This is a genomic window from Crystallibacter degradans (genome assembly GCF_012952295.1).
GTDB classification, from domain to species: domain Bacteria; phylum Actinomycetota; class Actinomycetes; order Actinomycetales; family Micrococcaceae; genus Crystallibacter; species Crystallibacter degradans.
The window spans coordinates 14,157-39,796 of record NZ_JABBCH010000024.1 but is presented as its reverse complement, the minus strand read 5'-3'; the positions used below and the strand labels follow the sequence as shown (position 1 = coordinate 39,796).

The window sequence follows — 25,640 nt, the reverse complement described above, 5'->3', positions numbered from 1 at the left end:
CGGGCCGAAGCCGACAACAGAGCCGGGGTCGGCCAATGACCCGCGTAAACTCGCCCTTCCAGGGGCATCCCACATCACAGCGGGGAGAGGAGGCGTCATGATTCATCAGATGAAATACGCAGACTACTACTTGACATAATGTAGATTATCGGCGAACTATTTGAGTGTCTGGGAGTGGCGGAATATCAGCGTTGCTCGATGGCTGGATGGCGTAGATGATGCCACGTCCACGAGAACTTCGGTTCCACCAGACGACGACGCTTTCTTAGCAACTTTGCTGATGCTATCCACAGTGCAGTCCGTCAACGACGACGATCCATCGCGTCACTTTGCGTGAGCGTATTTCTATGCTGTGGCAATTTCCTGAACTGCTGCCGCATCGCTGAGAGCTTTACTCCATGCGTGCCGGCTTAGATACCCCACGCTCAGCACAACTTGACATAACTATTGCACCATCGTCTATGCCCGGCCGTCGTCGTCGTTGGACTGAGCAGGTCCTGCGGCTTGGTTGGGCCGCAGGACCTGCTGAGCAATTCGCGACGGGCCTTCTCGGGATGGCAAGCAGGTTCAGGGACGCGTGGCAGTGCTGATCGGGAATGTCGGCGCCGCCGTAGGTAGGCCACGCGGCACTACTCCCCCGGCCAATGCCCGCCGTGGGTCCCGGCGGTGAAGACCCGCAGCCCAGTAGTCGCCGCGCTCGGAGATCAAGCGCCCACGTAGGCCGCGAGGTGCTCGCCGGTGAGGGTGGCGCGGTCGGCGACAAGGTCAGCGGGTATTCCCTCGAAGATGAGCCGCCCGCCGTCGTGGCCGGCGCCGGGGCCAAGATCGATGATCCAGTCGGCGTGCGCCATGACCGCCTGATGGTGTTCGATGACGATGACTGATTTGCCGGCGTCGACGAGCCTGTCGAGGAGCGCGAGCAGTTGTTCGACGTCGGCCAAGTGCAGCCCGGTGGTCGGCTCGTCGAGGACGTAGATGTCACCCTTTTCCGCCATCTGGGTGGCGAGCTTGAGCCGCTGCCGTTCGCCGCCGGAGAGCGTGGTGAGGGGCTGGCCGAGGCTGAGGTAGCCCAGCCCGACGTCGGCAAGCCGGTCGAGGATCTTGTGGGCGGCAGGCGTGCGTGCGTCGCCCTCGTTGAAAAACGCCTCGGCTTCTGTCACCGACATCGCGAGTACTTCGGCAATGTTCCGGCCACCCAGAGTGTATTCGAGCACTGCTGCCTGGAAACGCTTCCCCTCGCAGTCCTCGCAGGTGGATTCCACAGTGGCCATCACGCCCAGGTCGGTGTAGATAACGCCGGCGCCGTTACAGGTGGGACAGGCACCTTCGGAGTTGGAGCTGAAGAGCGCGGGCTTCACGCCGTTGGCCTTCGCGAACGCCTTGCGGATCGGCTCGAGCAAGCCCGTGTATGTTGCAGGATTGCTCCGCCGCGAGCCACGGATAGCACCCTGGTCGATCACCACCACACCGTCGCGGCCGGCAACCGAACCGTGGATCAGCGAGCTCTTGCCGGAGCCGGCGACACCGGTGACAACACACATCACCCCCAGCGGGATGTCGACGTCGACGTTTTGCAGGTTGTGCATCGACGCGCCGCGTACTTCCAGCGCACCGGAAGACGGGCGTACTGCGTCCTTGAGACTCGCCCGGTCATCGAGGTGGCGGCCGGTGATGGTGTCACTCCCCCGCAGCCCCTCCACAGAACCTTCGAAGCAGACGCTCCCGCCCGCGGTGCCCGCGCCGGGCCCAAGGTCGACGACGTGGTCGGCGATGGCGATGCTCTCAGGCTTGTGCTCGACGACGAGTACCGTGTTGCCCTTGTCCCGCAGCTGCAGCAGCAACTGGTTCATCCGCTCGATATCGTGCGGGTGCAGGCCGATCGTGGGTTCGTCGAAGACGTACGTGACATCGGTGAGCGAGGACCCGAGGTGGCGGATCATCTTGGTGCGCTGTGCCTCTCCGCCAGACAGGGTGCCAGCCGGCCGATTAAGCGAGAGGTAGCCCAATCCAATCTCCTTGAAGGAGTCGAGCAGATGCTGCAGCCCGTTGAGCAGTGGGGCCACCGAGGGCTCATCGAGTTTCCTGATCCAATCGGCGAGATCGCTGATCTGCATCTCGCAAAGGTCTGCGATGTTCTTACCCTTGATTTTGGAGGACAGGGCTTCCTGGCTCAGCCGGGTGCCGTTGCACTCGGGGCAGGTCGTGAAGGTCACGGCGCGCTCCACGAACGCACGGATGTGGGGCTGCATTGCCTCGACGTCCTTGGAGAGCATCGACTTCTGGATCTTGGGAATCACGCCTTCAAAGGTGAGGTTGACGCCTTCCACCTTGATCTTCGTCGGCTCCGAGTAGAGCAGCTTGTGGAGCTCCTTCTTGGAGTACTTCGCGATCGGCTTGTCCATGTCCAAACCGGCGCCACTAAAGATGCGTCCGTACCAGCCGTCCATGCTGTAGCCGGGAACCGTGAGCGCTCCTTCAGCGAGCGACTTGGTTTCGTCGTAAAGCGCCGTCAGGTCGAAGTCGTTGACGGCGCCCATGCCCTCGCATCGCGGGCACATGCCGCCCAACCGGTTGAAGGTCGCCTTCTCTGCCTTGGTCTTGTTGCCGCGCTCGACGGTAATCGCTCCGCTGGCCTTCACCGTGGGCACGTTGAAGGAGTATGCATTGGGCGAGCCGATGTGCGGGTCGCCAAGCCGGCTGAAGAGAATGCGCAGCATCGCGTTGGCATCGGTGGCGGTGCCGACGGTAGAGCGCGGGTTGGCGCCCATCCGCTCCTGGTCGACGATGATCGCTGTTGTCAGGCCCTCCAGATAGTCAACATCGGGGCGTGCCAGCGTCGGCATAAAGCCCTGCACGAAGGCGCTGTAAGTCTCGTTGATCATGCGCTGGGACTCCGCGGCGATCGTGGCAAAGACCAGCGAACTTTTCCCCGAGCCTGAGACGCCGGTGAACACCGTCAACCGGCGTTTCGGGAGCTCGACGCTGATGTCCTTGAGGTTGTTCTCGCGTGCGCCCTGTACGCGAATCAGGTCGTGGCTGTCGGCAACGGGCAGCGCAGGCGACTGGGTGTCCGTGTTGGTGACCATGCTCATCGTGTCTCCATCTGTCATGCGGAGACGCCTCTGCTGTCTTCGACGGCGTCGTCCGGATTGGTCTGACCAGGTTCGTGCAGTGCTTCAACGGTCCACTGTCTACCTTAATCGACGTCGCCGCCGTCGTGATTGGAACGTACGATGGCTGCATGTGGACGGGCCGGCAGCTCCTGCCTTTACAGGCCAGGAGATGGCAGGGATTCCTGCTGCTTCTGCTGGCGGCTTTTTCGCTGGCATCCTGCAGTTCCGGGAATCCGGAATTCCCTCGCGATGCCGCGTCCCCGGACCCGTCAGGCGGGCAATCCGCGCCGCAGGACCGGCTGCCGGCCACCGTCGAGCAGCTGAGCGCGTCTGTTGGGGCCGCGGAGGGCAGTAACGACGACGACGTTGTGCTGCTGACAGTGGCGAATAGGTCCGAGGCTACCGTGCTTGTGCTTGCCGTGACCCTGTACTCACCGCGCTTCAGCGGTGGCACGGACTGGGTGCCGGACAGGGCCGGCGGAACGCGGCTCAGCCCCGGGGACAGCCTGTCCGTACTGGCCGCCCTGCAACCGGTCCGCTGCCAGGAGGACCCGGATCACTCTGAGGCGACCATTGCCATCACTGTGGACCGGGCCGAAACGGGATCGCTGACCGTGGAAGTCGCCGCCGCCGATCCCCAGGGTGTGTTGGAAGCCCGTTACCAGTACCACTGTTCCAGAAAGGCGTGAGCTCTGTTCCATCAGTTCGTGAGCAATGCGGCGTGGGCTCCGCACCGGCAGCCTCCGCCCAGGCCACCGATCGCCCGGGCCGTGGATAGGATCAAGGCTGACGGACATTACCGGAACGGATGGAGAAACCGCATCGTGTCAGGATTGAAGGCAGCAGACATCCGCGCAGCAGTGGCAGCAGTGCTGGAGCGGGAGCAGCTGCCGCAGATTGTCCAGCTGGGACACCCGGTCCTGAGGCAGGCTGCGGTTCCCTATGACGGCCAAATCGAGGACGCCGAACTCCACGCCCTGCTGGAGTTGATGCGCCGGACCATGCACGCCGCACCGGGCGTCGGCCTCGCGGCGCCGCAGATCGGCATCCCCTTGCGCCTGGCGGTATTGGAAGATCCCGCCACCGTGGGGCCCGAGATAGCCAGCGCACGCGAACGGCAACCGCTGCCGTATTTTGCCGCGATCAATCCGCACGTCCGCACCATCGGCGAGCACACGGCGTCGTTCTTTGAAGGTTGTTTGTCCTTCGCCGGCTACCAAGCCGCCGTGGAGCGTCACCGGATAGTGGAGTTCGAGTATCTCCGCGTGGATGGAACGGTCAGGACCGAAGAATTCACCGGCTGGCAGGCACGCATTGTGCAGCACGAAACAGACCACCTTGACGGCGTGGTCTACATCGACAAGGCCGCCACCCGCTCGTTGTGCACCAGTGCGGAATACAGCAGCCGCTGGGCGCAGCCGACTATCGAGCGCGCCCGCGCGGAACTGGACTTCTGAACCTTAGCCGGCGGCGGGCTCCAGTTCCGCGGCTTCGCGGGACTCGGGCTGCCCAAGCCGGTTCCGGGCGGTGGGCAGGTAGGTGGCCCACCAGCGCAAGATCTCGTCGAACCGCTGCCTGCGGTGCCAGGGCGTCCCGGTGCGCGAAAGCTCGTGGTTCTCCCCCGGGAAAATCAGCAGCTGGGCCGGCACGCCGCGCTGTTTGAGCGCTAAATAGTACCGCTGGGCCTGCTCGAGCGGGCAACGCAGGTCTTCTTCCGAGTGGATGATGAGCGACGGCGTCCGAACGTTGCCGATCTGGGCAAACGGGTTCTGGCTGCGGATGCCCTCCTCATTGGTCCCCGTATATTCGCCGGAGAAGAACCAGCCGATGTCGCTGGATCCCACGAACGACGGCGGATCCAGGTAGCCGCGCTCAATGATCGCGGCCGCGAAACGGTGGTCCTGGGAGATCGTCCAGGCGGTGAGGTAGCCCCCGTAGGAACCGCCCATCACGCCCATCCGGTCGCGGTCCAGCTGCGGATACTTCGCCTGCGCCCCCTCCAGGAACGCGAGCACGTCCACCAGGTCCACGGTTCCCATGGCCTCCTTGATCGCCCGCCCGTGCGCCTGCCCGTAGCCGGCAGCGCCACGCGGATTGCACATCAGCACGGCATACCCGGCCTCCACATAGACCTGGGCCTCGTCGAAAAGCCCCCAGCCGTATTGGGCAAAGGGCCCGCCGTGAATGTTCAGCAGCACCGGGTGCGGACCCTCGCCCTCGGGCAGCAGCACCCAGCCGTGCACCGGGTACCCATCGGCCGCGGTGAAGGTTTCCTCCCGCAGTTCGGCCGGCGGCGACTCGGCACGCAGGGCGGACGAAAAATCGGTGAGAACCTGCAGGCCCGCGGCGGTCACGAGGCCCACGTCCCCAGCGGTGCCGGGATCGGTAAAACTCACCACGAGCGCACCGCCGGCAGCACCTGCGCCGGTAACCTGGCGTTGGCCCTCCACCAGAACCTGCAACTCTCCGGCGGCGCTCAGACGCAGCAGTTCCACGGATCCGCGCGTGCTGTTCAGAACGACGACGGCGTCATCGGCCACCGCTACCAGCTCACCGCTGGTAGTGCTCAGGTCGATTGTCTCGGCGTCGGTCAGCCTGCGGGCCGGAGCGCTGGTATCCGTGGGCGCCACATAGAGGCCGGTGTTTCGTGCCACGAAGTCGGTGCCGCTCTCGCCGAGTTCGCTGCCGAGGAAGAACAGCCAGCGGCCGTCGGGGCTGGGCGCCGGCAGGTCTGCGGTTACCCGCGCCGTCGGCTGGTCCTGCAGGTTCGTGTGCTTGCGCAGATCCAGACCGTCCGTGTCGATGGAGTAGATGTCCGAGACCAGGTCGCTGTCGGCCTCTGTATGCAGGGCGGCGCTGAAGTAGATGCGGCCGCCGTCCGCTGAGAAGCGCGGCGACTGGTGGTCCGCCGCGCCGTGGGTCAGCTGGACCGGTTCCGGCACCGGCTGGAATTTGCGTCCCTGATCTTCAGCCTGCTTCTTCGCCCGGCCTGTCGGGGTTATCGGCGGTTCGGCCTGCAGATCGGGCGCATCCAGGCGGAAGAGCTGGGCGCGTTTGTCGTTCGTGTACCCGGCTCCGTTCATGCGGAACTTATAGCCGGTGATCAGCCGGGCGTCCTCAGCGTCGGCGCCAAGCCCCTCCACCGTGCCGTAGCGTCCTTCTTCCGGTACCGGTGCGGCAAAGACCAGACTCGCCGAATCGGGCGACCAGGCAAAACCGGAGACTCCGAGCTTCCGGTCGGTCAGCCGGACCGGTTCCCCTCCTCCGCTCTCCACGGCGAAAAGCTGGGGCGCTTCCCCGGGCGCAGCGCGCAGGAAAGCCAAGGCACCGCCGTCGGGCGCGTATTTTGGGGCGGTATCACGGAAGCCGCGGGTCAAGCGGCGCTGTGCACCGCCGTCGTCGTCCAGCGGTATCTCCCACAACTGTCCGACGTAAGCGTCGGCAGCGAAGTCCGGGCGGGTAACCGACACCACGGCGCGGTTTCCCCGGGGATGGACGGACGGCGCGGAAACGGAATTAAGTAAAACGATCTCTTCAGACTTCATCTTTGTGAGCTTAGTCTCAGGCCCGGCGCTTGGGCGAGTCACCTTTCGGTAACGCCGGCGGCCGTCGTCTCGCTAGGATCGGTTTATGCCTTCACTCAGCGTGCCCTTGGAATCGGTCGACCTCCTGCTGTGCCCGGTGTGCGCGGAGGACATGCGGCCCAACGAGGATTCGGTTGCGGGTGGGATCAGCTGTGCCGCAGGCCATCGTTTCGACGGCGCCAAACAGGGCTACATTAACTTGCTGACTGGGCGGGGTACATCTTTCATCCCGGACACTGCAGACATGGTTGCGGCCAGATCCGCGTTCCTGGACGACGGACATTATGACCCGTTGCTCCAGCAGGTCGCCGGAACCGTTTCGGGACTGCTGGAAGGCATCGAACGGCCAGTCATCGTCGATGCCGGGGCCGGCACCGGCCATTATCTGGCTGCCGCCCTTGGGGCCGTGCCTGCGGCCAGGGCGGTGGCGCTGGATCTGTCCAAGTTTGCCCTGCGCCGCGCTGTGCGTTCCGTTCCGCAGGGGCTGTGCCTGGTGTGGGACCTCTGGCGGCCCCTTCCCCTGGCCGGTGGTGCCGTCGATCTGATCATCAACGTTTTCGCCCCGCGCAATGCCGAAGAATACGCGCGGATCCTCAAACCCGGCGGCCATCTGCTGGTGGTAACCCCGGCGCCCGGGCATCTAGACGCCCTGCGGGCACGGCTCCCCCTGCTTGCCGTCGACGACGACAAGTCTGACAAGCTCGCTGCTTCCCTGGCGCAGGACTTCACGCCGGTGTCTGCGGACTCCCTGTCGGTGCCCATGCAGCTCAAGGGCGAAGACATACGGAACGCGGTGATGATGGGTCCGAACGCCCACCATGCCGGCGCAGCTCTTGAGCAGGGCGAGGCAGCAATTGTGCTCCAGGATCCGGAGACACCGCTGGCGGTCGAAGCCCGGTTTACCCTCAGCATTTTCCGAAAGGGCGCCCGCTAGCGCCGTAGGCCACGAGGCTCATTTCCCGTGTTGTGCCTGCTGTGGTCACGACTTGGCCACAGTTTCCGCGCTTCAGCGAAGTTCGGCCCGGAAAGCGCCACAACCTCCGGCAAATCGGGCATGATGGTGCTGTGGACCACATGTCCTCTGTGGCATGTTCGTGGTCCCGCGTCTCTACCTGCAACAGGGGGAACCGATGCTTGAATGGCTCGTCATCAACAGCTGGGTCCTATGGCTGGCTCTGTTCCTTGTCCTGGCGATCGTCGAGATGATGACGCTCGACCTATTCTTCATCATGATGTCCTTCGGGGCCCTGATCGCCTTATTCACCGCGCTGCTCGGCTGGCCTTTCTGGATCCAGGTGGTCGTGTTCTGCGTAGTGGCGCTGCTCATGGTTCTCGTGGTGCGTCCCGTAGGGCTGCGCCACCTGCGCCGCGGTCCCCGGGACCAAGCCACCAACGTTGACCGGTTGATCGGAGAATCGGCCATGGCGCTGGAACCCGTCACGGACCACTCCGGCATGGTCAAGATCGGTGGCGACACCTGGACGGCACGTTCGAGCGACGGTTCGGCAATCCCGGCCGGAGCGCGGGTAGCCGTGGCTCGGATCGAAGGGGCCACCGCCGTCGTCTACCCTGCCGCGGAGCCAGGCCCTTACCCGGCCCAGTAAACCGGCAAAGATCCAAGGGCGCATCAACGCATTCAGCCTCACGGATGGCTCAGCATCCGGACCACAAGCTGATGCGAATAACAATTGAAGGGGAGCTATGGATAGCAATATCGGCATCTGGATAGTGCTGCTGGTCCTGATCATTTTTGTGTTCATTGTGTTGGTCCGCGCCGTCCGGATCATTCCGCAGGCGCGCGCCGGCGTAGTCGAACGTTTGGGCAAATACCAGCGCACCCTCAACCCCGGACTGACCATCCTGATCCCGTTCGTTGACCGGCTCCTGCCCCTGCTGGATCTGCGCGAACAGGTCGTGTCGTTTCCGCCGCAGCCCGTTATTACCGAAGACAACCTCGTTGTCTCCATTGATACGGTCATCTATTTCCAAGTGACCGATCCGCGTGCCGCGACGTACGAGATTGCCAACTATATCCAGGCCGTCGAACAGCTGACCACCACCACATTGCGAAACGTTGTGGGCGGGCTGAACCTCGAAGAGGCGCTAACTTCCCGGGACCAGATCAACGGCCAGTTGCGCGGTGTGTTGGATGAGGCTACCGGCCGATGGGGCATCCGCGTTTCTCGCGTGGAGCTCAAGGCGATCGACCCTCCTCACTCCATCCAGGATTCCATGGAAAAGCAGATGCGCGCAGACCGGGACCGTCGGGCTGCAATCCTGACAGCTGAAGGCGTCAAGCAGTCGCAGATCCTCACCGCTGAAGGTGAGCGTCAGGCGGCCATCCTCAAAGCTGAGGGCGATGCCAAAGCAGCCATTCTCCGTGCCGACGGTGAATCGCAGGCCATCCAGAAAGTCTTCGACGCCATACACAAAGGCAATCCGACCCAGAAACTGCTCGCGTACCAGTACCTCCAGACGTTGCCCAAACTTGCGGACGGATCCTCCAACAAGTTGTGGATCATCCCCAGCGAAGTTGGCGAGGCGCTCAAGGGTGTCGGCAGTGTCCTGGGGGCGGCGACGCCCGACGGGGCAAGCCCTGATGCTGCCGACGGCGAACCGGGCGAAGAGCCAGCCAGTCCGACACGAGGCCTGTTGTGAGATGTTCGCCTTTACCCTTGCGGCCATTCCGGACTATAATTGGTTGTTTGCCGCGAAGCTGATGCCCGCTGCCGACCGGGAACAGTTGATGGTCCGGAAGCGTTGAAGGTAGTGCGGGTCATGCCGGGACGGTGCATTTCACCGCCCCACCATAAGACAAGAGGGAGAGATCATGAGCGATCGTAGCCTGCGGGGTATGCGTCTCGGAGCGCAGAGCATGGAGACGGAATCCGGTGTCGAGCCGGCGCCGCGTCAACGGGTGGAGTACCGTTGCGAGGATGGCGAGCAGGTCTTTGTTACCTTTGCCGCCGAGGCTGAGATCCCCCCGACCTGGGTTTCCAAGACCGGCAAGGAAGCGTTGCTCGTCAATGGCGAAAAGCCCGACGACAGCAATGAGAAGGCCGTCCGGACCCACTGGGATATGTTGCTGGAACGCCGCTCGGTCGAAGAACTGGAGCAGATTCTCGAGGACCGGTTGAACATTCTGCGTGAACGCCGCGGCGAACGCCGCTCCGCCTAGAACATAGGCGTAGCTGAGGGAGGAGACTGGAAACGGTCTCCTCCCTCAGCCTTTAAGCTCTGCCGGTCAGCTTGTGCCAGCGGGAACGGAGTCCCCATTTCGTGACAAGGATGATCGATTCAAACACGATCCCGCCACTCATCTTCGAGTCCCCGAATTCGCGTTCTACAAAAGTGATCGGAACTTCCCGTACATCGAGTCCGGCCTTGAGCGTTTTCCAGGTTAGATCTACTTGGAAGCAGTAGCCCACGGATTCGACCGAATCGAGATCGATCTTCTTCAGTGTCTCCGCACGGAAAGCATTGAAGCCACCGGTAATGTCCTTGACCCGGACACCGAGCAGGATCCGCGAGTACAAGCTGCCGCCGAGTGAGAGCAGCTTCCGGTGCAGCGGCCAGTTGACCACCTTGCCTCCCCGGATCCACCGTGAGCCTTTGACCATGTCCGCACCGCGGTCCAAAGCATCCAGCAGACGCTGCAACTCTTCGGGTTGGTGGGAACCGTCGGCATCCATTTCGACCAGAACGTCGTAGCCCGCGTCGAGACCCCAACGGAATCCGGCGATGTAGGCCGCGCCGAGTCCTTCCTTACCCTGCCGGTGCAGCACATGGACTGCGCTGTCCGCGGCAGCAACGGTGTCCGCCGCCGCTCCGGTGCCATCGGGAGAGTTGTCGTCGACTACCAGGACGTCGGTGTCGGGCGCTACGGCCCGGAGCCGGTCCAGGGTCCGAGGCAGGGACTCAATCTCGTTGTACGTCGGAATGATGGTCAGGACCCGCACTCAGCTGCCTTTCAATCTCGCTACTGTTGCCGCATATTATGGCGCGGGCATGTCCGCGGGACCGGGCCGAACGCCAACGGTCCAGTATATGTCATCGTTCCTTGCTCCAGCCGCGCAGAGCGACGGGTCAGCATGGAAGAGGGTAGGTCTGCGCGCCTTCGGGCCAGGAACCGGATCCGCGAAGCGGACGGAACCTGTTTTCTACTGACGCGCAAACCTACCCGTTGGAAGCACCGGACATCCAGCCGCCGGGCAGAATCTTCACTCTGCCGCTGGCGTGCATCGATCTGGCCCGGAGCCCGGCCTGGGTCATTGGCTTATCCCAAAACGACCCATTGAGCTAAAAGCTTACGTGGTCAGAACTGGGTGTCAATGTGGCTTTGACCTGTGTGTTCTCCCATTTCTGCAGGTCAGTACGGCAAGTCGGAATGCGGCGGCATGAAGACTTTTTTGGGCTATCCGTCCGCCCGGTTGGCCGGTACACGCTCAGGAAGCCGGGCGACCGTCTGCGTCGTAGACCGCGTACCCGTCCACTACGGTGCGTGAACAAACGGGCAGGACGTCGGCGTCCAGCGACGGCAGCATGGGTGTGCCGGCCCGCGCGTCCGTGCTCCAGGACGAAACTCTGCTGTCAGGCGTCTGGATCGAGAGCTCGGCCACTTCCCACACGGCGAACGTGGCGGGTGTGCCGGGCGCCAACTGGCCCTGCATGGGATTCGGCTCTCGCGCCGCCCGCCAGCCGGCCCGGGTATGGGCAAGGAAAGCAGCCCGTGCCGAGATCCGCTGTTCCGGGTTGTGATGTTCAAGACAAGCTTTTACCGTCGCCCACGGGCTCTGCTCCGTGACCGGTGCGTCCGATCCCAGACAGACAGGAACGCCTGCCGTCTGCAGCGTCCCGATGGCATTCATGCCCAGGGAAGCCCGGGCCCCGAGCCGGGCGGCGTACATACCGTCCGTGCCGCCCCAATAGGCATCGAAAAGCGGCTGCATGCTTGCAGTGATTCCGAATTCCAGCAATCGGTCGACTGCTCCGGACGACATCATCTCAACATGCTCGAACCGGTGCCGGGCCGAGCGGACCGGGGCACTTCCGACCCGATCGGCTGCGATCTGCAGGGCCTCGATGGCCCGGTCGAGCGCTGCGTCACCAATGACATGGAAGCCGCCTTGGATCCCCGCTACGGAACAGAGCTCGATGTGCCGGGCTGCTTGTTCCACGGTGAGGAATAGCTGTCCGGCCTCATCGGGCCGGTCTTGGTAGCCGCCATGCACACAGGCGGTGTGTGAGCCGATGGACCCGTCAATGTTGAGGTCGCCGGCCAAACCCCTGAGCTTGTTTCCGAACAGCTCGAGGATATCTTGCAGCTGCTCCGCCGATTCCGCCAGCTGCCCCCAGTACGGAAGGATCCTGGGGAGCGACCGGTATTCATCGTCCGCCAACGCAATCAATTCCTGCAGGTCCTCGGCCGGAGCAATGTGCGGGGCTCCCATTTCCGCCAGGGCCACATACCCACGCGACGCGGCGTGGTTCAACGCCAGGCGCTGTAGGTCCTTCCGGCGGCCGACCGAAGGGTTATGCGCGGCTGCGCGGACCAATTGGTGGGCGCGAGTACGCGCCAGCCCGGTGCCGTCCCAGCCTTCCTCAGCCTGCAACCCGAGCCTGGCGGCGAAGGAGGCGGAAACGGCTCCCGAGTGCACGTCAACCCGACTGAGGTATACGTCCTGTCCGCAACCGGCGTGCTCAAGTTCGTCAGCTGAAGGCGGCCGGCCTTCGGGCCAGCGGCTCTCTTCCCAGCCATGTCCGAGCACCGGGGACGCGCCGGAACGCGCAGCGCCGGCAACGGCGTCGAGGAGCTCGGCCAAGGAGTTGCAATGGGACAAGTCGAGCGAGGTCAAAGCCAAACCGGTATCCGTGACATGCGCATGGGAATCTACGAACCCCGGGGCCACGAGCCGGCCCTGCAGGTCGATAATCTCCATCTTGCTGTCGGCGATTGACGTTGCTGCCTCTTCGGAGCCGATCCACGCAACCGTACCGCCGTCGACCAACATGGCTGTGGCATAGGGGTCCGCAGGGCTGTACACGGAACCGTTGCGGTACAGGGAAAGACCGGATGCTGCCGGGCGTTCAGGCAGCTGGGACTCACTCATGAAACTCCAATCAAAGGTAAATCAACAAAAAGTTCAACATCACGCCGGAACCAGTCGGCACAGCGTCGACGACGACGGACTCGGTGGACCAATTGCCCTTCTGAGCGGACGGTTGGCCTATTCCGCGACTGAGGAATAGGCCACCACACCGCGCCGGACCAGAACGATCGCCTGCCGGCTCAGTGCCGCCATCCTGGGGTCAATGTCGGGCACTTTGACCAATTGGTCAAGTAGATCGATGACCTGTTTTGCCCAACGCACGAAGTCTCCTGCCGCGAGTTCAGTCCCTTGGAGGGCAGCCAGCAGAGACCGTCCTTGCGCCCACTTGTACATGGGCCAGATGAGGCCAAGTTCTGGTTCGCCGCTGAGAGGCAGCTTGTGTTGTTCCTCCCTGTCGGTCAGTACCGACCATTCTTTAACCGCAATATCGACCGCGGATTCGAGCGACACGCTCGGCATCTTCGGACGGATTCCGGTCTCCTCCCGTTTGGCTTGGAAAACCAGGCAGGAGACAAAAGCGGCAAACTCGGCGGCATCCAGGTCTTCGAAAGCACCGTTTTCAATACACAACGCCACGAGCAGGTCGCGGTCGCCGTAAATCCGGCGGAGTCTGTTGCCGGCCGCGCTGATTGTGACTCTTCCATCCGGATGTGTTTCGAGGTAGTCATAGGTGTCCAGCAGGTCGCAGACACGGTCAAACGTTTTGGCGATGGTATTGGTACGGCCTTGGATCTGCCCCATTAATTGGTCCGTCTCCCGCCGGAGCTTCCACCAGCGTTCGGACCAGCGGGCGTGGTCTTCACGGTCGCTGCAGCCATGGCAGGGGTGGGACCTAAGTTTCCGGCGCAGCTCCGTAATCTGTTGTTCCTGCCGTTCCGAACCCGCCACTGCAAAGTTCTGACGGTCGCTTCCCCTCCGAGGCGGCCTGTTTTCATGCAGCGCATTGCGCAATGACGACGCCAGATCACGGCGTTCCTTGGGGCTACGGCTATTGAACGTCTTCGGCACCCGGATAGTGGACAGGACCTCGACCGGCCCTTCGAGATCCTGGGCCGAAATTCGCCGGATCTGCTTGTCCATCGTCAGGACTGTGGGCCGCGGCTCGAAGCCGGACGCGTCCGGGGTCAGGATCACGGCGTATCCCTCGCTTCGTCCGCCGGGAATATCGATGATGTCGCCCCGTCGCAGACGTTCGAGAGAAGCGGCTGCGGCGGAACGCAGGTGCCGGGTCCGGGACTTTGCCGATTGGGTTTCCACCTCTTTCAGCTCCCGCCGCAACCGCGCGTACTCAGTGAAGTCGCCGAGATGGCATGTCATGGATTTGGCGTACCCGGCCAGAGATTCTTCCCGGCTGCGCACTTGCTTCGCCAGACCAACCACGGACCTGTCCGCTTGGAACTGGGCAAAGGAAGTTTCCAGTATCTCGCGAGCCTTTGGCCGGCCGAACTGGGCGATGAGATTGATCGACATATTGTAGGTCGGGCGGAAGCTGGAATTGAGCGGATAGGTTCGGCGCGAGGCAAGTCCGGCCACCGCCGCAGGATCCGTTCCCGGCTGCCACAGGACCACCGCGTGGCCCTCGACGTCGATACCCCTGCGGCCCGCCCTGCCGGTCAGCTGGGTGTATTCGCCGGCCGTGATGTTGACGTGGGCTTCGCCATTGAACTTGTCCAGCTTTTCCAGCACGACAGTTCGGGCGGGCATGTTCACGCCCAGAGCCAGCGTTTCGGTGGAGAAGACGGCCTTGACCAGGCCGTCCGCGAACAGCTTCTCCACCACTTCTTTGAAGGTCGGCAACATACCGGCATGGTGCGCCGCCAGGCCCCGCACCAACCCCTCGCGCCAGGTCCAGAAACCGAGCACGCCCAGATCTTCCTCCGGTATATCCTGGGCCGCTTCGTCCACCCGCCGAACGATCTCATCGCGCTCAGCCTCGGTGGTCAGCCACAATCCGGCATCCAGGCATTGGCTGACCGCCGCATCACAGCCGTTCCGCGAAAAAATGAAGGTGATCGCCGGGAGCAGGCCTTCCTTATCGAGTCGCGCAATGACCTGCGGACGTGAAGCCCTGCGCACCCGGCTCATGGGCTGCTGGGGCCTTGTCGGTGCGCGTTTCCCCCGGCGTGCTCCAGCCCGGCCCCAGTTGGCCGCCCGGTTGAGCTTCTGCTCGGAGTAGGCCAGCTCCAGCAGCTCGGGGTTCACCTCGAAGCGGTCCGCGGCTCCGGTTCCGGCCGACAGTGCCGGCGCCGCCTCATCAAAAGCAACGTCCGAGGCAAAGAGGTCTAGAATATCCGGTCCGACCATCACATGCTGCCACAGCGGCACCGGCCGGTGTTCCGATACCACCACGTCCGTATCCCCGCGCACGGTATCAAGCCATGCGCCGAACTCCTCTGCATTGGATACGGTGGCCGACAGCGATACCAACTGCACGCTGCTGGGCAGATGGATGATGACCTCCTCCCAGACAGCACCGCGGAAACGGTCGGCCAGGTAGTGGACCTCATCCATCACGACGTAGGCCAGTTCGTCCAGTGTCTGGGAATTCGCGTAGAGCATATTGCGCAGAACTTCAGTGGTCATCACCACCACGTCAGCGTTCGGATTGATGGAAACATCCCCCGTCAGCAGCCCGACGCGTTCGGCACCGTAGACGTGGACCAACTCCGTGTATTTCTGGTTGCTCAACGCTTTGATGGGGGTGGTGTAGAAGGCCTTCAGGCGTCGCTGCAGTCCCATGTAGACGGCGAACTCGCCGATGACCGTTTTGCCGGCGCCGGTCGGCGCTGCCACCAGCACTCCCCTGCCCCGTTCCAGTGCCTCGCAGGCCTCACGCTGGAAGGGATCCAGTTCGAATCCCAGGGTTTGCGCAAACGCGAAGAGCTTGGTCTTGGAATGGGCTGCCCTGGCTGTTGCCGCCCTGTACCGCTCGGATGGGGAACTCATATTAGAAGCCTAATGGCATTCGCAGCGGAAGAGAGCTTCCACCGGTTCAGGCCTCCGCAGGACCCTCAAGATCAGTCAGCGGTGTTGCCTTGTCTGCAGACGCTTCCACTTCCTCCTCGCGTTCCTTCTTTTTCCGTGCACGCCGCTTGTCGTTGAGAAGGCAAACGCCGACGGCGAGGAAGAACAGGGCCAGCAGCGGGCCCGCCAGCAGGAACATGGACATGGCATCCGGACCGGGCGCTGCCATCGCGGCAACCACACACACGACGAAGACGACGATGCGCCAGCTCTTGATGACTTGCCGTCCGCTGACAAGGCCAGCGAAGTTGACCCCGACCAGGACCACTGGAAGTAGGAACGCAATGCCGAGGGACAGGAGCATGCGCATAACGAATGTGAGGTAGTCCGTTGCGAGGATGATGTTGGAACCGCCCTCGGGAGTGAACATCGTTAGCACCTTGACGATTTCAGGCAACACAATCCAGCCGAAGAAAATGCCCAGCAGAAACAGCGGTACTGCCGCAAGCATGAACCCGAGGGTGTAGCGCCGCTCCTTTTGCTTCAGCCCGGGAGTGATGAAAGCCCAAAGCTGGTAGATCCAGACCGGCGAGCTGACGAGGAATCCCAGGAATATGGAAACCTGGATCTTCAGATCGAATGGTGAACCAACGCTGCCGAAGTTGATTTCCGCAACCCTGCCCTGCTCCGCAGAGATTTCGAACATGGGCCGCTGGATGGCTTCCATGACCGGATCGTAAAGGATCCATCCTCCGATGGCGCCCAGAAGAATAGCAATGCCGGATACTATCAGCCGGTTCCGGAATTCCTTGATGTGCTCTTTGAGCGCCATCCGTCCTTCAGGATTGGCTTTGCGGCTTTTACCTCGAGACATTGGCCTTACTGCTGGCTGGGCGGCGTTCCGCCGTTCGCGTTCGGTGCCTGATCCCGGTTGTTCTGGTTCCGCGGCGGATTCACCACGCGGCCTTCAACGGCGTCGTCGTCAGCGTCATCCTTGGGCGGGTTTTCATCCTTCATCTGCTTGACTTCAGACTTGAAGATCCGCATCGATTGACCCACGCTGCGGGCAAGACCCGGGAGCTTGGGAGCTCCGAAGAGCAGCAGGACAATGATGACGAGAATGATGATTGTCCAGGGGTTATCGAAGAGTCGTCCCATTGGATGGTTCCTTTCGTTTCGAGTACATCCTACGTTATGAAAGCCTGACGTCCCTGAGGGACTGCCTCTGTCCGCGGGCAGCCCTTCTGGCTACCCGCTTGAGCCGTCTAGCCTCGCGTCGTTCCGCCTTCCCCGAAACGTAGATTTCCCGTGCCTCCGCCGGGTCAAGAAAGACTCCCGAAACAATGGTGCGCGGCTCTGCAGTCTGGCTGTTATCGGGTACGTCGAAACCCGAACCGAGCTTGTCTGCCGCTGCCCCGAAATCCTGCATAGTCGCCTTCATTTGGCGGAAGAGCCGGAAACCCAGGTACACAACGAAGAGCAACGCAAGGGCACAAAGCGCAACCCAGAGCAGAATCCAAAACCACCATGACATGCCTATGAGTCTAGTCCGTCGAGCTTTGAATTTTCCGAATAGACCTCCATGGCAGCTGCAAGCCACTCGCGGGCAGCCAGCGCGAGGCTCGCTGGCTCGAGGACGGCAACTTCACCGCCGTGACGGGCCACCAAAGGTGTGATGATCGCCGTCGAACCCAGGCGAAGCTCCGCCACAATGTCGCCGTTGTCCAGGACGACGCGGCGTTCGGCGTTGTAGTGTTCGGCGAGCTCGGCCAGCCGAGCTGAGATCTTCAACACCACGAGTTCGTCCGTGTTTCTAGGGGTAAAGAGTGCCTGGGGAAATTGCGAACTGCGCGCCTCCGGCTGCTGGAAGTGCTGTCCGGTCCTGCGCAGCGAGCGGATCCTGTCCGCACGGAACTGCCGGATTGCCTGTTGGCCATGGCACCACGCTTCGGTGTACCAGTGGCCATCGACAGCAAACACCTGGACCGGGTCGATCTCCCGAACCGTCATTTCATCCCGGGAAGGGACCAGATATTCAATGGTGAGCGTCTCACCGGCAGCCACAGCATCCTGCAGGGCGAGGACTTCCTCCGTCCGGGTATCGGCGTCAAAGTCCGCAGCAATGGCACGGTGCATGCCATGGTCGCCCCCGGTCGCATCCAGCAGTTTGCTCAGGGCGCTGCGCAGCGCGGGCCGCTCCCCCACTCCCGGAACTGTTTCCAGGGCCTGCAGGCCCACCACGAGCGAAAGCGCTTCGTCGATACTCAGCCGAACGGGCTGGGCGATCTCGTCGGCATTGCCGATATAGATAGAGCCGTCCTCCCAGTAAGCATCGATCAGCTGGTCCGGCCCATAACCGGGAGCCCCGCAGACAAAAAGCAGGCTGAGATCCTTGCCCAGTTGATCCGGGCTCACTCCGAATTTCTCTGCGGTCTCGTTCAGAGGTGCACCTGGATGGGCACTCACGTAGGACACCAGATCGAGGAGCCGCGGAAGGCGGTCCAAGGACGAAGATTTTGTCCGTGCCGGTCTCGCTACGGGGCCGAGATCGTACGACGGCGGTGCGTGGGTTATCGACTTAAGCGCACCGTTGAAACGCCGGATCACGGCGTCCTTCAGCTCGATCGGATCTACCGCAACGGCGTTCGCTCCATGCGAGGCAACCTCTTCGGCAAATGTCTCGATGTCGCCGAACGTGCAGGTCACGGTGTCCCAGCCGTTCGGCCCTGCAGCCACAGACAATGCGGTGGTCCGAAGGGAGTGCGCATGTCCTTGCCGAAGGAGCAGTGTGGCGGTTCCCTGCTGTCTGTCGGGGACCAACGACGCCAGCGCCGAGCGCATCGTGAACTCTTCGGGAACCAGATAGCTGCCGGAGAGCTTCCTGACCTTCGAACTTATCCGCGTCAAACGGAAGGTGCGTTCGTCTCCGCGGTCAAGGTCATTACCCACCAGATACCAATGGCCGAAGCGGTTGCCCAAACCCCATGGTTCGACCCTGCGTACCGACACTTCGCCCGAACTGGCCGCCCGGTATTCGAACGACACCGGATACCTGTCCATGACAGCCTTCAGCAACTCGTCGAACGCAGGCTCAGCTGTGCGGATTCGCGGTTCAATTCCGATAAGGGAATCACCTTCTGCGAGGGCGCCGCGGACGTCCAGCCGGCGCACTGCTCTGGCTGCGGCAGAGCCAAGCGACGCCTGCTGCCAGATGCGCGAAGCCAGCGAAAGGACAGCTGATTCCTCCGGAGTGAAGGAGAGTTCGGGGAGACGATAGGTTTCGCGGTCGATACGGTAGCGCGTGACACCAGAGTCCAGGTCATAGAACGCATCTTCAATGAAAGTTTGGACCGGAATGCCCATCTCGCGCAGGTCGTCCTTGTCCCGTTCGAACAGCCGATTAAAGGCCTCCTCGCTCGAAGCCTCCCTATACGGAGGTATGAGCGCGCGTAGCTCTTCTTTGCTGTACCCGCGTCTGCGTTCCAGCAGGGCGATCAGAAGATTAAGCAGGCGTTCGGTTTTGGACGCGGACATAGCCTCAAGGGTACTTCCAGCTTCCCGATGCAAGCGAAGTTAACGACGGCGGGCGGAGTAACGATGAACTAACGTTACTCCGCCCGCCGCTGGGCGTCTGATGCGGTTACCGCACGCCCAGCAGGTCGACTACGAAGATCAGCGACTCACCCGGTGCAATGGCGCCACCTGCGCCCCGTTCGCCGTAGGCAAGCTCCGAGGGGATCTCGAGGCGGCGGCGGCCGCCGACCTTCATACCCAGCAGGCCCTGGTCCCAGCCTTGGATAACCTGGCCCACGCCTACGCGAAAGTCGAGCGGCGCGCCGCGGTTCCAGGACGCATCGAATTCTTCGCCGGTGGACCAGGCCACACCCACATAGTGCGTGGACACGGTGTCCCCGGTCTTGGCCTCTGCGCCGGTGCCGACGATGATGTCCTCGATGCCCAGCTCCGTGGGCGCATCCGTGCCCGGGAAATCGATTTCGGGCTTCTTGCGATCGTATTCGCGCTGTCCAAACGACATCTGTAGGTACCTTTCCTAGCGGTTATGGCTGGTTGTTACTTTACTTCGACCAGTTCGACGTAGAAGATCAAGTCTCCCGAAGCGTCCCCTTGCCCCTGGACATATGCTAGTTCCGTAGGAATGGACAGCATAACTTTTGCCCCTTCCTTGAGCCCGGTCAAGCCCTTGGTCCAGCCTTCGATGACCCCATTGAGTGGGAACTCGGTCGGCTCGCCGCGGGAAAAACTCGAGTCGAACTCCTTGCCTTCGGCCCAGTTCCAGCCGGCATAGTTCGCCTTGACTGTGCTCTCGGCGGTGGCTTCCTTGCCATCGCCCTCCTCAATGACCTGAACGATCAAGTCGTCCGGCGCGTCGACGCCCTCCGGAATCTTGACGGACGGAACGCCCTTGTCATCGAATGATATTTCGGGCAGCTTGCCGGCTTCTTCCAGTTCGGCCACTTCTGAGGCCTCCGCTTTTACGCCCTTGTCTTTGACTCGATCGACAGTAAGGACCAGCAACTGAGGATTCTGCGCCGCAGCACTCGCACCGGTGGATTCCGCCGGCTTTTGATAATAAGCCACATTATCGCCAGGTTTTGAACCCAGTAGAGCGTCGTACAGTGAAGGCTCCAACGACTTCATCTGCTCATTTAGCTCAAAAGTCTGGGCTGTAGGGGAATCATAGGTGCCTCCGGCGGATTCGCCTGTTACGGCATCATATTGGGCAAAATGAAACCGGATCCACTGCCCGTCAACAGCGCCTTCGCCTTCGCCTTCATTCACTACCTGAGCCGCTGATTCAGGCAGCTCCAAGGGTGCGTCGAACTCAACCTTGGGGGCGGAACCGGCATCAGTTGCGGTGATCGTCACGTCATCCAGACTGTCCGAGCCGGAGCCTTCGCTGTCGGCACTGCTGCATGCAGTAAGCAACAGCGCAAAGGGCAGCATGGTCGCTAGTATTTTGCGCACATTTCAACTTTCGTGAGGTGCTGTCGGGGGCACGGCAGATCCGATGGACCCGCGTTGGTCATATTGTGACAGAGATAGCTGGACAGTTCCTCAAAGTGAGGCCAGCAGAGCCTCGACCCTGTCATCAACGTTCTTAAAGGGATCCTTGCACAGGATGGTCTGCTGGGAACGGTCATTGAGCTTCAGATGGACCCAGTCCACTGTGAAATCCCGCCCGTGTTCGCGCGCGGCACGGACAAAATCCCCACGGAGTTTGGCGCGGGTGGTCTGCGGCGGATTGTCGACCGCTGACTTCACCTCGGGTTCCTGCACTACACGAGCGGCTTCGCCACGCGCCTGAAGCAGGAAAAACAGCCCGCGCCGCCGTGAAATGTCATGGTAGGTCAAGTCCAACTGCGAAATCCGGGCTGAATCCAGGTCCAGCCCGTGGCGCTGGCTGAAGCGGTCAATGAGCTTCTTCTTAATCGCCCAGTCAATCTCTGTGTCAATTCCCGAATAATCCTGCGCTTCAACCGCGGCGAGAGTACGTTCCCACAGGTCAAGAATCCGTTCCACATGGGGACTGTGCGCGCCGTTGGCACGAACGAACTCCCGGGCTTTGTCCAAGTACTCCTGCTGCATCTGGAGGGCGCTCATTTCTTTCCCATTGGCAAGTTTGAGCGGTTTGGAGCCGGTCAGGTCGTGGGAGATATCACGGATGCTGCGGATCGGATTCTCCAACCGCAGGTCGCGCATGATCACGCCGGCTTCGATCATCCGCAGCAAAAGATCCACCGAACCGATCTTGAGCATGGTGGTCGTCTCGGACATGTTCGAGTCCCCGTTGATGACGTGTAGGCGGCGGTAGTACTCGGCGTCCGCGTGCGGCTCGTCACGGGTGTTGATGATGGGGCGGGAACGCGTAGTAGCGGAAGAGACGCCTTCCCAGATGTGGTCCGCCCGCTGCGAAAACGCGTAGATCGACCCGTTCTGGGTTTTCAGCACCTTGCCGGCCCCAACCAGGATCTGGCGGGTGACCAGGAACGGAATCAGAATGTCCGCAAGCCGGGAGAACTCGAGTTTCCTCGGGATCAGATAGTTCTCGTGGCTGCCGTAGGAATTTCCGGCGGAATCCGTATTGTTCTTGAAGAGGTAGACATTGCCGTCAAAGCCCTCGTGGCGCAAGCGGTCCTGCGCTTCATTCATAAGGTCTTCGAGGATCAGTTCTCCAGCGCGGTCCTGAGCGATCAATTGCGCTACATCGTCGCACTCTGCCGTGGCATATTCAGGGTGCGATCCGACATCGAGATACAGCCGTGAGCCGTTCGTCAAGAAGACATTCGAAGACCGTCCCCATGTCACTACTTTGCGGAACAGGTAGCGGGCCACTTCCTCTGGCGATAGCGGACGCGAATCTGGCGCAGAATAGGAGATGCCAAACTCAGTCTCGATGCCGAAGATCCGTCTGTCCATGTCAGTCCCCCAAAATATCCGTCACCTCTGCAATGGACAGCCGCCGGAAAGCCCGGCGGTTGCCGCGGCTGGACATAGGGTCCCGGTCAAGGACCGCTACTTCCAGCATTTCCGGGCCGAGCCGGCGCTGGCCGGAAGCCCCTCCGTTGTCAGGAAGGTGCCCTTCCAAAGCCCCCGCAGCCGCGCGGATGACCCCGGCAAAGTCCTGACCCGCATCCCAATCCGACCGCAGTGTCTCATTCACCGCGTCGATCTCGCCGCCCATGACCACGTAATCCGGTTCGTCCGCGATGGAGCCGTCGAAAGTGAGCCGGTAGAGGTGGTCTTCCGTTTGCCGAAGTCCTACCTCGGCCACGGCAAGCTCCACTTCGAAGGGTTTGCTGTCGGCAGTGAACACGGCGCCTAGGCTCTGTGCGTAGACGCTGGCGAGGCCGCGGGCGGTGACATCCTCCCGATCGTAGGAATAGCCCCGTACATCGGCGTACCGAACTCCTGCCTGGCGCAGGCTTTCGAACTCGTTGTATTTGCCAACGGCAGCGAACGCGATCCTGTCGTAAATTTCGCCGATCTTATGCAGCGAGGGGGACGGGTTCTCGGCGACCAGGGCGATCCCCTCGCTGCAGCTGAGCACTACAACGGAGCGGCCGCGCGCGATTCCCTTCCGGGCGAAATCCGCCCGGTCCTTCATCAGTTGTTCTGGCGAGACATAGAACTGTTGGGTCATGGTTTATGCCTCCCGTCCGGCCACGGCGCGCGAAGCAATCACAGCTTCGGCGGCGGCGGCAAGTACACGTTCCGGGATGCGCTTGGCTCCGGCCGAATTTACCGCGTAGACCACCGGCCACAGCTGCCGCACTATATCCGGTCCGCCGGTCGCGGAGTCGTCGTCAGCAGCGTCATACAACGATTCAACCGCGACAGACACGGCGCGGTCCTCGTCCATATTGGGCTTCCAGAGCTTTTTCAATGCTCCGCGGGCGAAGACGGACCCGGAACCTACGGAATGGTGTTCGAGTTCCTCATAGCGCCCGCCGGTCACGTCGTAGGAAAAGAGCCGCCCCATATGACGGTCTGTATCGAATCCTGCAAACAGCGGTATCACTGCCAGGCCCTGCATCGCCATCGGCAGGTTGCTGCGGATCATGGCACCCAGGCGGTTTGCCTTGCCCTCCAGGCTCAGCAACGTGCCTTCGATCTTCTCGTAGTGCTCCAGCTCTACCTGGAAGAGGCGGGTGACGTCCAAGGCGATACCAGCCGTGCCGGCGATACCCAGGACTGAGTAATTATCGGCAGGGAAGACCTTTTCGATGTGCCGGCTGGCAATCATATTTCCCATGGTTGCCCGCCGATCGCCGGCCATGATCACGCCGCCGGCGTAGGTCATGGCGACGATCGTTGTGGCATGCGGCGCCAGGTGTTCGGCATTCGACGTGATGCCAGTCACCGAACCGCGTCCGGGCAGCAGGTCAGGAGCACTGCGGGACAGATACTCGGAGAATGACGCCGTAGCCGCATGGGAAATTTGGGAAAATGTGGAACTATGTCCGCCAGCCGGCAAGTTCATGGGCTACTGTCCGCCCTTCTGGACAAAACCGCGCACAAACTCCTCCGCGTTTTGCTCGAGGACACCGTCGATTTCGTCGAGCAGATCGTCCGTGCCTTCGGTTTCTGCCTGTGCGGCCGCAGCAGGGGCGGGCTCGGGTGTTTCGGGCGCCTCGTCGTACTCTTCTTCCTGAGTGCGGCCTTCTACGTTTTTGCGGTCCTGCGTTGCCATGACTGCCTCCTTGGTCAGATTCGACGGCTATTGAGTTCTTATTCCTTATGTTGCCACGTCAGGGGCGCTTTCCGGCCCGAGCAGCGCCGAAATAAATTCTTCGGCTGAAGCGGCCCGATCGAAGAGCGGCCCGGTGAGCTCGCGCGTGCCTCGCAACGGCTCTCGGGTAGGGATCCGCTGCAGCCGCCGGCGGCTCGGCAGATCGAAGATCACCGAGTCCCAGCTGGCGCCGACCACTTCCTTGGGGAAACGCTCGATGCACTTGCCGCGGAAGTAGGCGCGGGTATCCGACGGCGGCTCATGCACTGCCTCGGCTATTTCGTCATCCGTCAGAAGCCGCTCCATCTTTCCCCGCTGGGCCAACCGGTAATACAGCCCCTTCTCGGGCCTGACATCGGCATACTGCAGATCGATCAGTCCCAGCCGGGAGTCCGACCACTCCAAGCCATCGCGGTCCCGGTAAGCCTGCAGGAGCTTGAGCTTGGCGACCCAGTCCAGCTGGGTGGCCGCCTCCATCGGATCGCGCCGCAGTGTCGACAGCAACGCACCCCACCGCGCCAGGACATCGGCCGTTTGCCCCTGGTCCGTACCGTGTCTGCGGCAGTGCGCCACAGCCGCTTCGAGATAGATTTCCTGCAGATCAAGACCCGTGACCATGGCGCCGTCCTTGAGCGCAACTTTCTGCTGCAGTGTCGGATCATGGCTGATGGCCTGCAAGGCCTGGACCGGTTCGCTCAGCTGCACGTGGGGCGCCTCGCCGTGCTCAATCATGGAGAGGACCAATGCCGTGGTGCCCAGCCGCAAGTACGTGGAGACCTCGCTCAGGTTCGCATCTCCGATGATGACGTGCAGCCTGCGGTACTTGTCCGCGACGGCGTGCGGCTCATCCCGGGTATTGATGATGGGGCGTCGGATGGTAGTTTCCAGCCCTACTTCCGCCTCGAAGAAGTCCGCCCGCTGGCTGATCTGGAAGCCCCGGTGCCGACCGGTCATGCCCAGGCCTACCCTGCCCGAGCCGCAAATGACCTGGCGCGAGACGAAGAACGGGATCAGCCCGGTCACTATTTGCCCGAACGGCAGGCTGCGGGGCATCAGGTAGTTTTCGTGCGCGCCGTACGAGACTGCCTTGTTATCAGTGTTGTTCTTGTAGATGTTGACCGGAGCGAAACCGGGCGTCCGCGCGATCTTCTTCAAAGCTTGAAGTACGACGACGTCACCGGCTTTGTCCCACAGCACACCGGCACGGGGATTGGTGACTTCCGGGCTGGAGTACTCCGGATGGGCATGGTCGACATACAGCCTGGCACCGTTGCTGAGCACCATGTTCATCAAGACGCCGGAGCCTGCGGACTCTTCGGAGTAGAAGTCGTTTGAGGGTGTGCGTCCGCCGGACAGGGCTATCTGTTCGGCGTCAAGGACCGGCGGCATGTCGGTTAGCTGCGACGGATCCGCATTCTCCCGTGCCACTGACCAGCCGCGGGCGTCGTGTAGAGGTTCTTCGTCGGTGTAATCCCAGCGAGTTCCCGCCAGGTTTCCCATACCGCTGCGGACGGTGGCTGCGTAGGCATTGATGATTTGGGAGGAGAGCACGGTCGAATTGGCCAGCGGATCAGTCGGAGCATGGATTCCATACTCCGTTTCCGTTCCCATCACACGG

Annotated in this window: 22 protein-coding genes; 6 read left to right on the top strand and 16 right to left on the bottom strand. The window is 62.1% G+C overall.

Features of this window, described 5'->3' with window-relative positions:
* Positions 1–704 precede the first annotated feature (704 nt).
* On the bottom strand, positions 705–3,092 hold the full coding sequence (locus HGO92_RS21485) for an ATP-binding cassette domain-containing protein (protein WP_205834907.1): 2,388 nt from the start codon (positions 3,090–3,092) through the stop codon (positions 705–707).
* A 149-nt stretch (positions 3,093–3,241) separates the two neighbouring features.
* On the opposite strand from HGO92_RS21485, the gene HGO92_RS21480 reads away from it, so the two are divergent.
* Together HGO92_RS21480 and HGO92_RS21475 are read left to right on the top strand one after the other, a co-directional pair.
* Positions 3,242–3,802, top strand: coding sequence for a hypothetical protein (locus HGO92_RS21480; protein ID WP_169998504.1), 561 nt, complete (start codon positions 3,242–3,244; stop codon positions 3,800–3,802).
* Positions 3,803–3,937: 135 nt separating this feature from the next.
* Positions 3,938–4,570 (top strand): peptide deformylase, encoded by a 633-nt coding sequence (locus tag HGO92_RS21475; RefSeq protein WP_346769051.1) that lies wholly within the window; start codon positions 3,938–3,940, stop codon positions 4,568–4,570.
* A gap of 3 nt (positions 4,571–4,573) precedes the next feature.
* Here HGO92_RS21475 and HGO92_RS21470 read toward each other — a convergent pair whose 3' ends face one another.
* The gene (locus tag HGO92_RS21470; RefSeq protein ID WP_169998503.1) at positions 4,574–6,658 is read right to left on the bottom strand and encodes a S9 family peptidase; all 2,085 of its coding nucleotides are present in this window, start codon (positions 6,656–6,658) and stop codon (positions 4,574–4,576) included.
* Between the two features lie 85 nt (positions 6,659–6,743).
* Between HGO92_RS21470 and HGO92_RS21465 the strand changes: the two genes are divergently transcribed.
* From HGO92_RS21465 to HGO92_RS21450, 4 genes are all read left to right on the top strand, one after another.
* Entirely contained in the window at positions 6,744–7,631 is an 888-nt protein-coding gene (locus HGO92_RS21465; protein WP_169998502.1) for a putative RNA methyltransferase, read from the top strand.
* Between the two features lie 196 nt (positions 7,632–7,827).
* Positions 7,828–8,301: an NfeD family protein gene (locus tag HGO92_RS21460; protein WP_169998500.1), complete on the top strand. Its 474-nt coding sequence runs from the start codon at positions 7,828–7,830 to the stop codon at positions 8,299–8,301.
* 97 nt (positions 8,302–8,398) lie between these two features.
* A complete protein-coding gene (locus HGO92_RS21455; protein ID WP_169998498.1) occupies positions 8,399–9,355 on the top strand; it encodes an SPFH domain-containing protein in 957 nt (318 codons plus the stop codon).
* Positions 9,356–9,527: 172 nt separating this feature from the next.
* Positions 9,528–9,875: an RNA polymerase-binding protein RbpA gene (locus tag HGO92_RS21450; protein ID WP_074702362.1), complete on the top strand. Its 348-nt coding sequence runs from the start codon at positions 9,528–9,530 to the stop codon at positions 9,873–9,875.
* A gap of 52 nt (positions 9,876–9,927) precedes the next feature.
* Here HGO92_RS21450 and HGO92_RS21445 read toward each other — a convergent pair whose 3' ends face one another.
* The 14 genes from HGO92_RS21445 to dop form a co-directional block, all read right to left on the bottom strand.
* Entirely contained in the window at positions 9,928–10,656 is a 729-nt protein-coding gene (locus HGO92_RS21445) for a glycosyltransferase (protein ID WP_169998496.1), read from the bottom strand.
* 486 nt (positions 10,657–11,142) lie between these two features.
* On the bottom strand, positions 11,143–12,807 hold the full coding sequence (locus tag HGO92_RS21440; RefSeq protein ID WP_169998494.1) for an amidohydrolase: 1,665 nt from the start codon (positions 12,805–12,807) through the stop codon (positions 11,143–11,145).
* 117 nt (positions 12,808–12,924) lie between these two features.
* Positions 12,925–15,753: a DEAD/DEAH box helicase gene (locus HGO92_RS21435; protein WP_169998492.1), complete on the bottom strand. Its 2,829-nt coding sequence runs from the start codon at positions 15,751–15,753 to the stop codon at positions 12,925–12,927.
* A 46-nt stretch (positions 15,754–15,799) separates the two neighbouring features.
* A complete protein-coding gene (gene tatC / locus HGO92_RS21430) occupies positions 15,800–16,603 on the bottom strand; it encodes a twin-arginine translocase subunit TatC (RefSeq protein ID WP_169998490.1) in 804 nt (267 codons plus the stop codon).
* A gap of 47 nt (positions 16,604–16,650) precedes the next feature.
* Positions 16,651–16,929 (bottom strand): Sec-independent protein translocase subunit TatA, encoded by a 279-nt coding sequence (tatA, locus tag HGO92_RS21425; protein ID WP_169998488.1) that lies wholly within the window; start codon positions 16,927–16,929, stop codon positions 16,651–16,653.
* A gap of 34 nt (positions 16,930–16,963) precedes the next feature.
* Entirely contained in the window at positions 16,964–17,305 is a 342-nt protein-coding gene (locus tag HGO92_RS21420; protein WP_169998486.1) for a hypothetical protein, read from the bottom strand.
* A 2-nt stretch (positions 17,306–17,307) separates the two neighbouring features.
* The gene (locus tag HGO92_RS21415) at positions 17,308–19,305 is read right to left on the bottom strand and encodes a helix-turn-helix transcriptional regulator (protein ID WP_169998484.1); all 1,998 of its coding nucleotides are present in this window, start codon (positions 19,303–19,305) and stop codon (positions 17,308–17,310) included.
* Positions 19,306–19,411: 106 nt separating this feature from the next.
* Positions 19,412–19,807 (bottom strand): FKBP-type peptidyl-prolyl cis-trans isomerase, encoded by a 396-nt coding sequence (locus HGO92_RS21410; protein ID WP_169998483.1) that lies wholly within the window; start codon positions 19,805–19,807, stop codon positions 19,412–19,414.
* A gap of 35 nt (positions 19,808–19,842) precedes the next feature.
* Positions 19,843–20,736, bottom strand: coding sequence for an FKBP-type peptidyl-prolyl cis-trans isomerase (locus HGO92_RS21405; protein ID WP_169998481.1), 894 nt, complete (start codon positions 20,734–20,736; stop codon positions 19,843–19,845).
* Between the two features lie 111 nt (positions 20,737–20,847).
* The gene (pafA, locus tag HGO92_RS21400) at positions 20,848–22,209 is read right to left on the bottom strand and encodes a Pup--protein ligase (RefSeq protein ID WP_169998479.1); all 1,362 of its coding nucleotides are present in this window, start codon (positions 22,207–22,209) and stop codon (positions 20,848–20,850) included.
* 1 nt (position 22,210) lies between these two features.
* Entirely contained in the window at positions 22,211–22,933 is a 723-nt protein-coding gene (gene prcA / locus HGO92_RS21395) for a proteasome subunit alpha (protein WP_169998478.1), read from the bottom strand.
* Positions 22,934–22,936: 3 nt separating this feature from the next.
* Positions 22,937–23,773: a proteasome subunit beta gene (gene prcB / locus HGO92_RS21390; protein ID WP_169998476.1), complete on the bottom strand. Its 837-nt coding sequence runs from the start codon at positions 23,771–23,773 to the stop codon at positions 22,937–22,939.
* A 3-nt stretch (positions 23,774–23,776) separates the two neighbouring features.
* Entirely contained in the window at positions 23,777–23,983 is a 207-nt protein-coding gene (locus HGO92_RS21385; RefSeq protein ID WP_169998474.1) for a ubiquitin-like protein Pup, read from the bottom strand.
* Between the two features lie 45 nt (positions 23,984–24,028).
* Positions 24,029–25,633 carry a depupylase/deamidase Dop gene (dop, locus tag HGO92_RS21380; protein ID WP_169998506.1) on the bottom strand — a complete coding sequence of 535 codons (1,605 nt, stop codon included), beginning with the start codon at positions 25,631–25,633 and terminating at the stop codon, positions 24,029–24,031.
* Positions 25,634–25,640: the final 7 nt, after the last annotated feature.

Excerpts from the sequence above, each read along its gene's own strand:
- HGO92_RS21455 (WP_169998498.1), top strand. The coding sequence starts at position 8,399 with ATGGATAGCAATATCGGCATCTGGATAGTGCTGCTGGTCCTGATCATT.
- HGO92_RS21440 (WP_169998494.1), bottom strand. The coding sequence starts at position 12,807 with ATGAGTGAGTCCCAGCTGCCTGAACGCCCGGCAGCATCCGGTCTTTCC.
- HGO92_RS21480 (WP_169998504.1), top strand. The coding sequence starts at position 3,242 with ATGTGGACGGGCCGGCAGCTCCTGCCTTTACAGGCCAGGAGATGGCAG.
- HGO92_RS21410 (WP_169998483.1), bottom strand. The coding sequence starts at position 19,807 with ATGTCGTTTGGACAGCGCGAATACGATCGCAAGAAGCCCGAAATCGAT.
- HGO92_RS21420 (WP_169998486.1), bottom strand. The coding sequence starts at position 17,305 with ATGTCATGGTGGTTTTGGATTCTGCTCTGGGTTGCGCTTTGTGCCCTT.
- tatA (WP_169998488.1), bottom strand. The coding sequence starts at position 16,929 with ATGGGACGACTCTTCGATAACCCCTGGACAATCATCATTCTCGTCATC.
- prcB (WP_169998476.1), bottom strand. The coding sequence starts at position 23,773 with ATGAACTTGCCGGCTGGCGGACATAGTTCCACATTTTCCCAAATTTCC.
- HGO92_RS21435 (WP_169998492.1), bottom strand. The coding sequence starts at position 15,753 with ATGAGTTCCCCATCCGAGCGGTACAGGGCGGCAACAGCCAGGGCAGCC.
- pafA (WP_169998479.1), bottom strand. The coding sequence starts at position 22,209 with ATGGACAGACGGATCTTCGGCATCGAGACTGAGTTTGGCATCTCCTAT.
- HGO92_RS21485 (WP_205834907.1), bottom strand. The coding sequence starts at position 3,092 with ATGAGCATGGTCACCAACACGGACACCCAGTCGCCTGCGCTGCCCGTT.
- HGO92_RS21385 (WP_169998474.1), bottom strand. The coding sequence starts at position 23,983 with ATGGCAACGCAGGACCGCAAAAACGTAGAAGGCCGCACTCAGGAAGAA.
- prcA (WP_169998478.1), bottom strand. The coding sequence starts at position 22,933 with ATGACCCAACAGTTCTATGTCTCGCCAGAACAACTGATGAAGGACCGG.
- HGO92_RS21450 (WP_074702362.1), top strand. The coding sequence starts at position 9,528 with ATGAGCGATCGTAGCCTGCGGGGTATGCGTCTCGGAGCGCAGAGCATG.
- dop (WP_169998506.1), bottom strand. The coding sequence starts at position 25,633 with ATGGGAACGGAAACGGAGTATGGAATCCATGCTCCGACTGATCCGCTG.
- tatC (WP_169998490.1), bottom strand. The coding sequence starts at position 16,603 with ATGGCGCTCAAAGAGCACATCAAGGAATTCCGGAACCGGCTGATAGTA.
- HGO92_RS21465 (WP_169998502.1), top strand. The coding sequence starts at position 6,744 with ATGCCTTCACTCAGCGTGCCCTTGGAATCGGTCGACCTCCTGCTGTGC.
- HGO92_RS21405 (WP_169998481.1), bottom strand. The coding sequence starts at position 20,736 with ATGCTGCCCTTTGCGCTGTTGCTTACTGCATGCAGCAGTGCCGACAGC.
- HGO92_RS21415 (WP_169998484.1), bottom strand. The coding sequence starts at position 19,305 with ATGTCCGCGTCCAAAACCGAACGCCTGCTTAATCTTCTGATCGCCCTG.
- HGO92_RS21460 (WP_169998500.1), top strand. The coding sequence starts at position 7,828 with ATGCTTGAATGGCTCGTCATCAACAGCTGGGTCCTATGGCTGGCTCTG.
- HGO92_RS21470 (WP_169998503.1), bottom strand. The coding sequence starts at position 6,658 with ATGAAGTCTGAAGAGATCGTTTTACTTAATTCCGTTTCCGCGCCGTCC.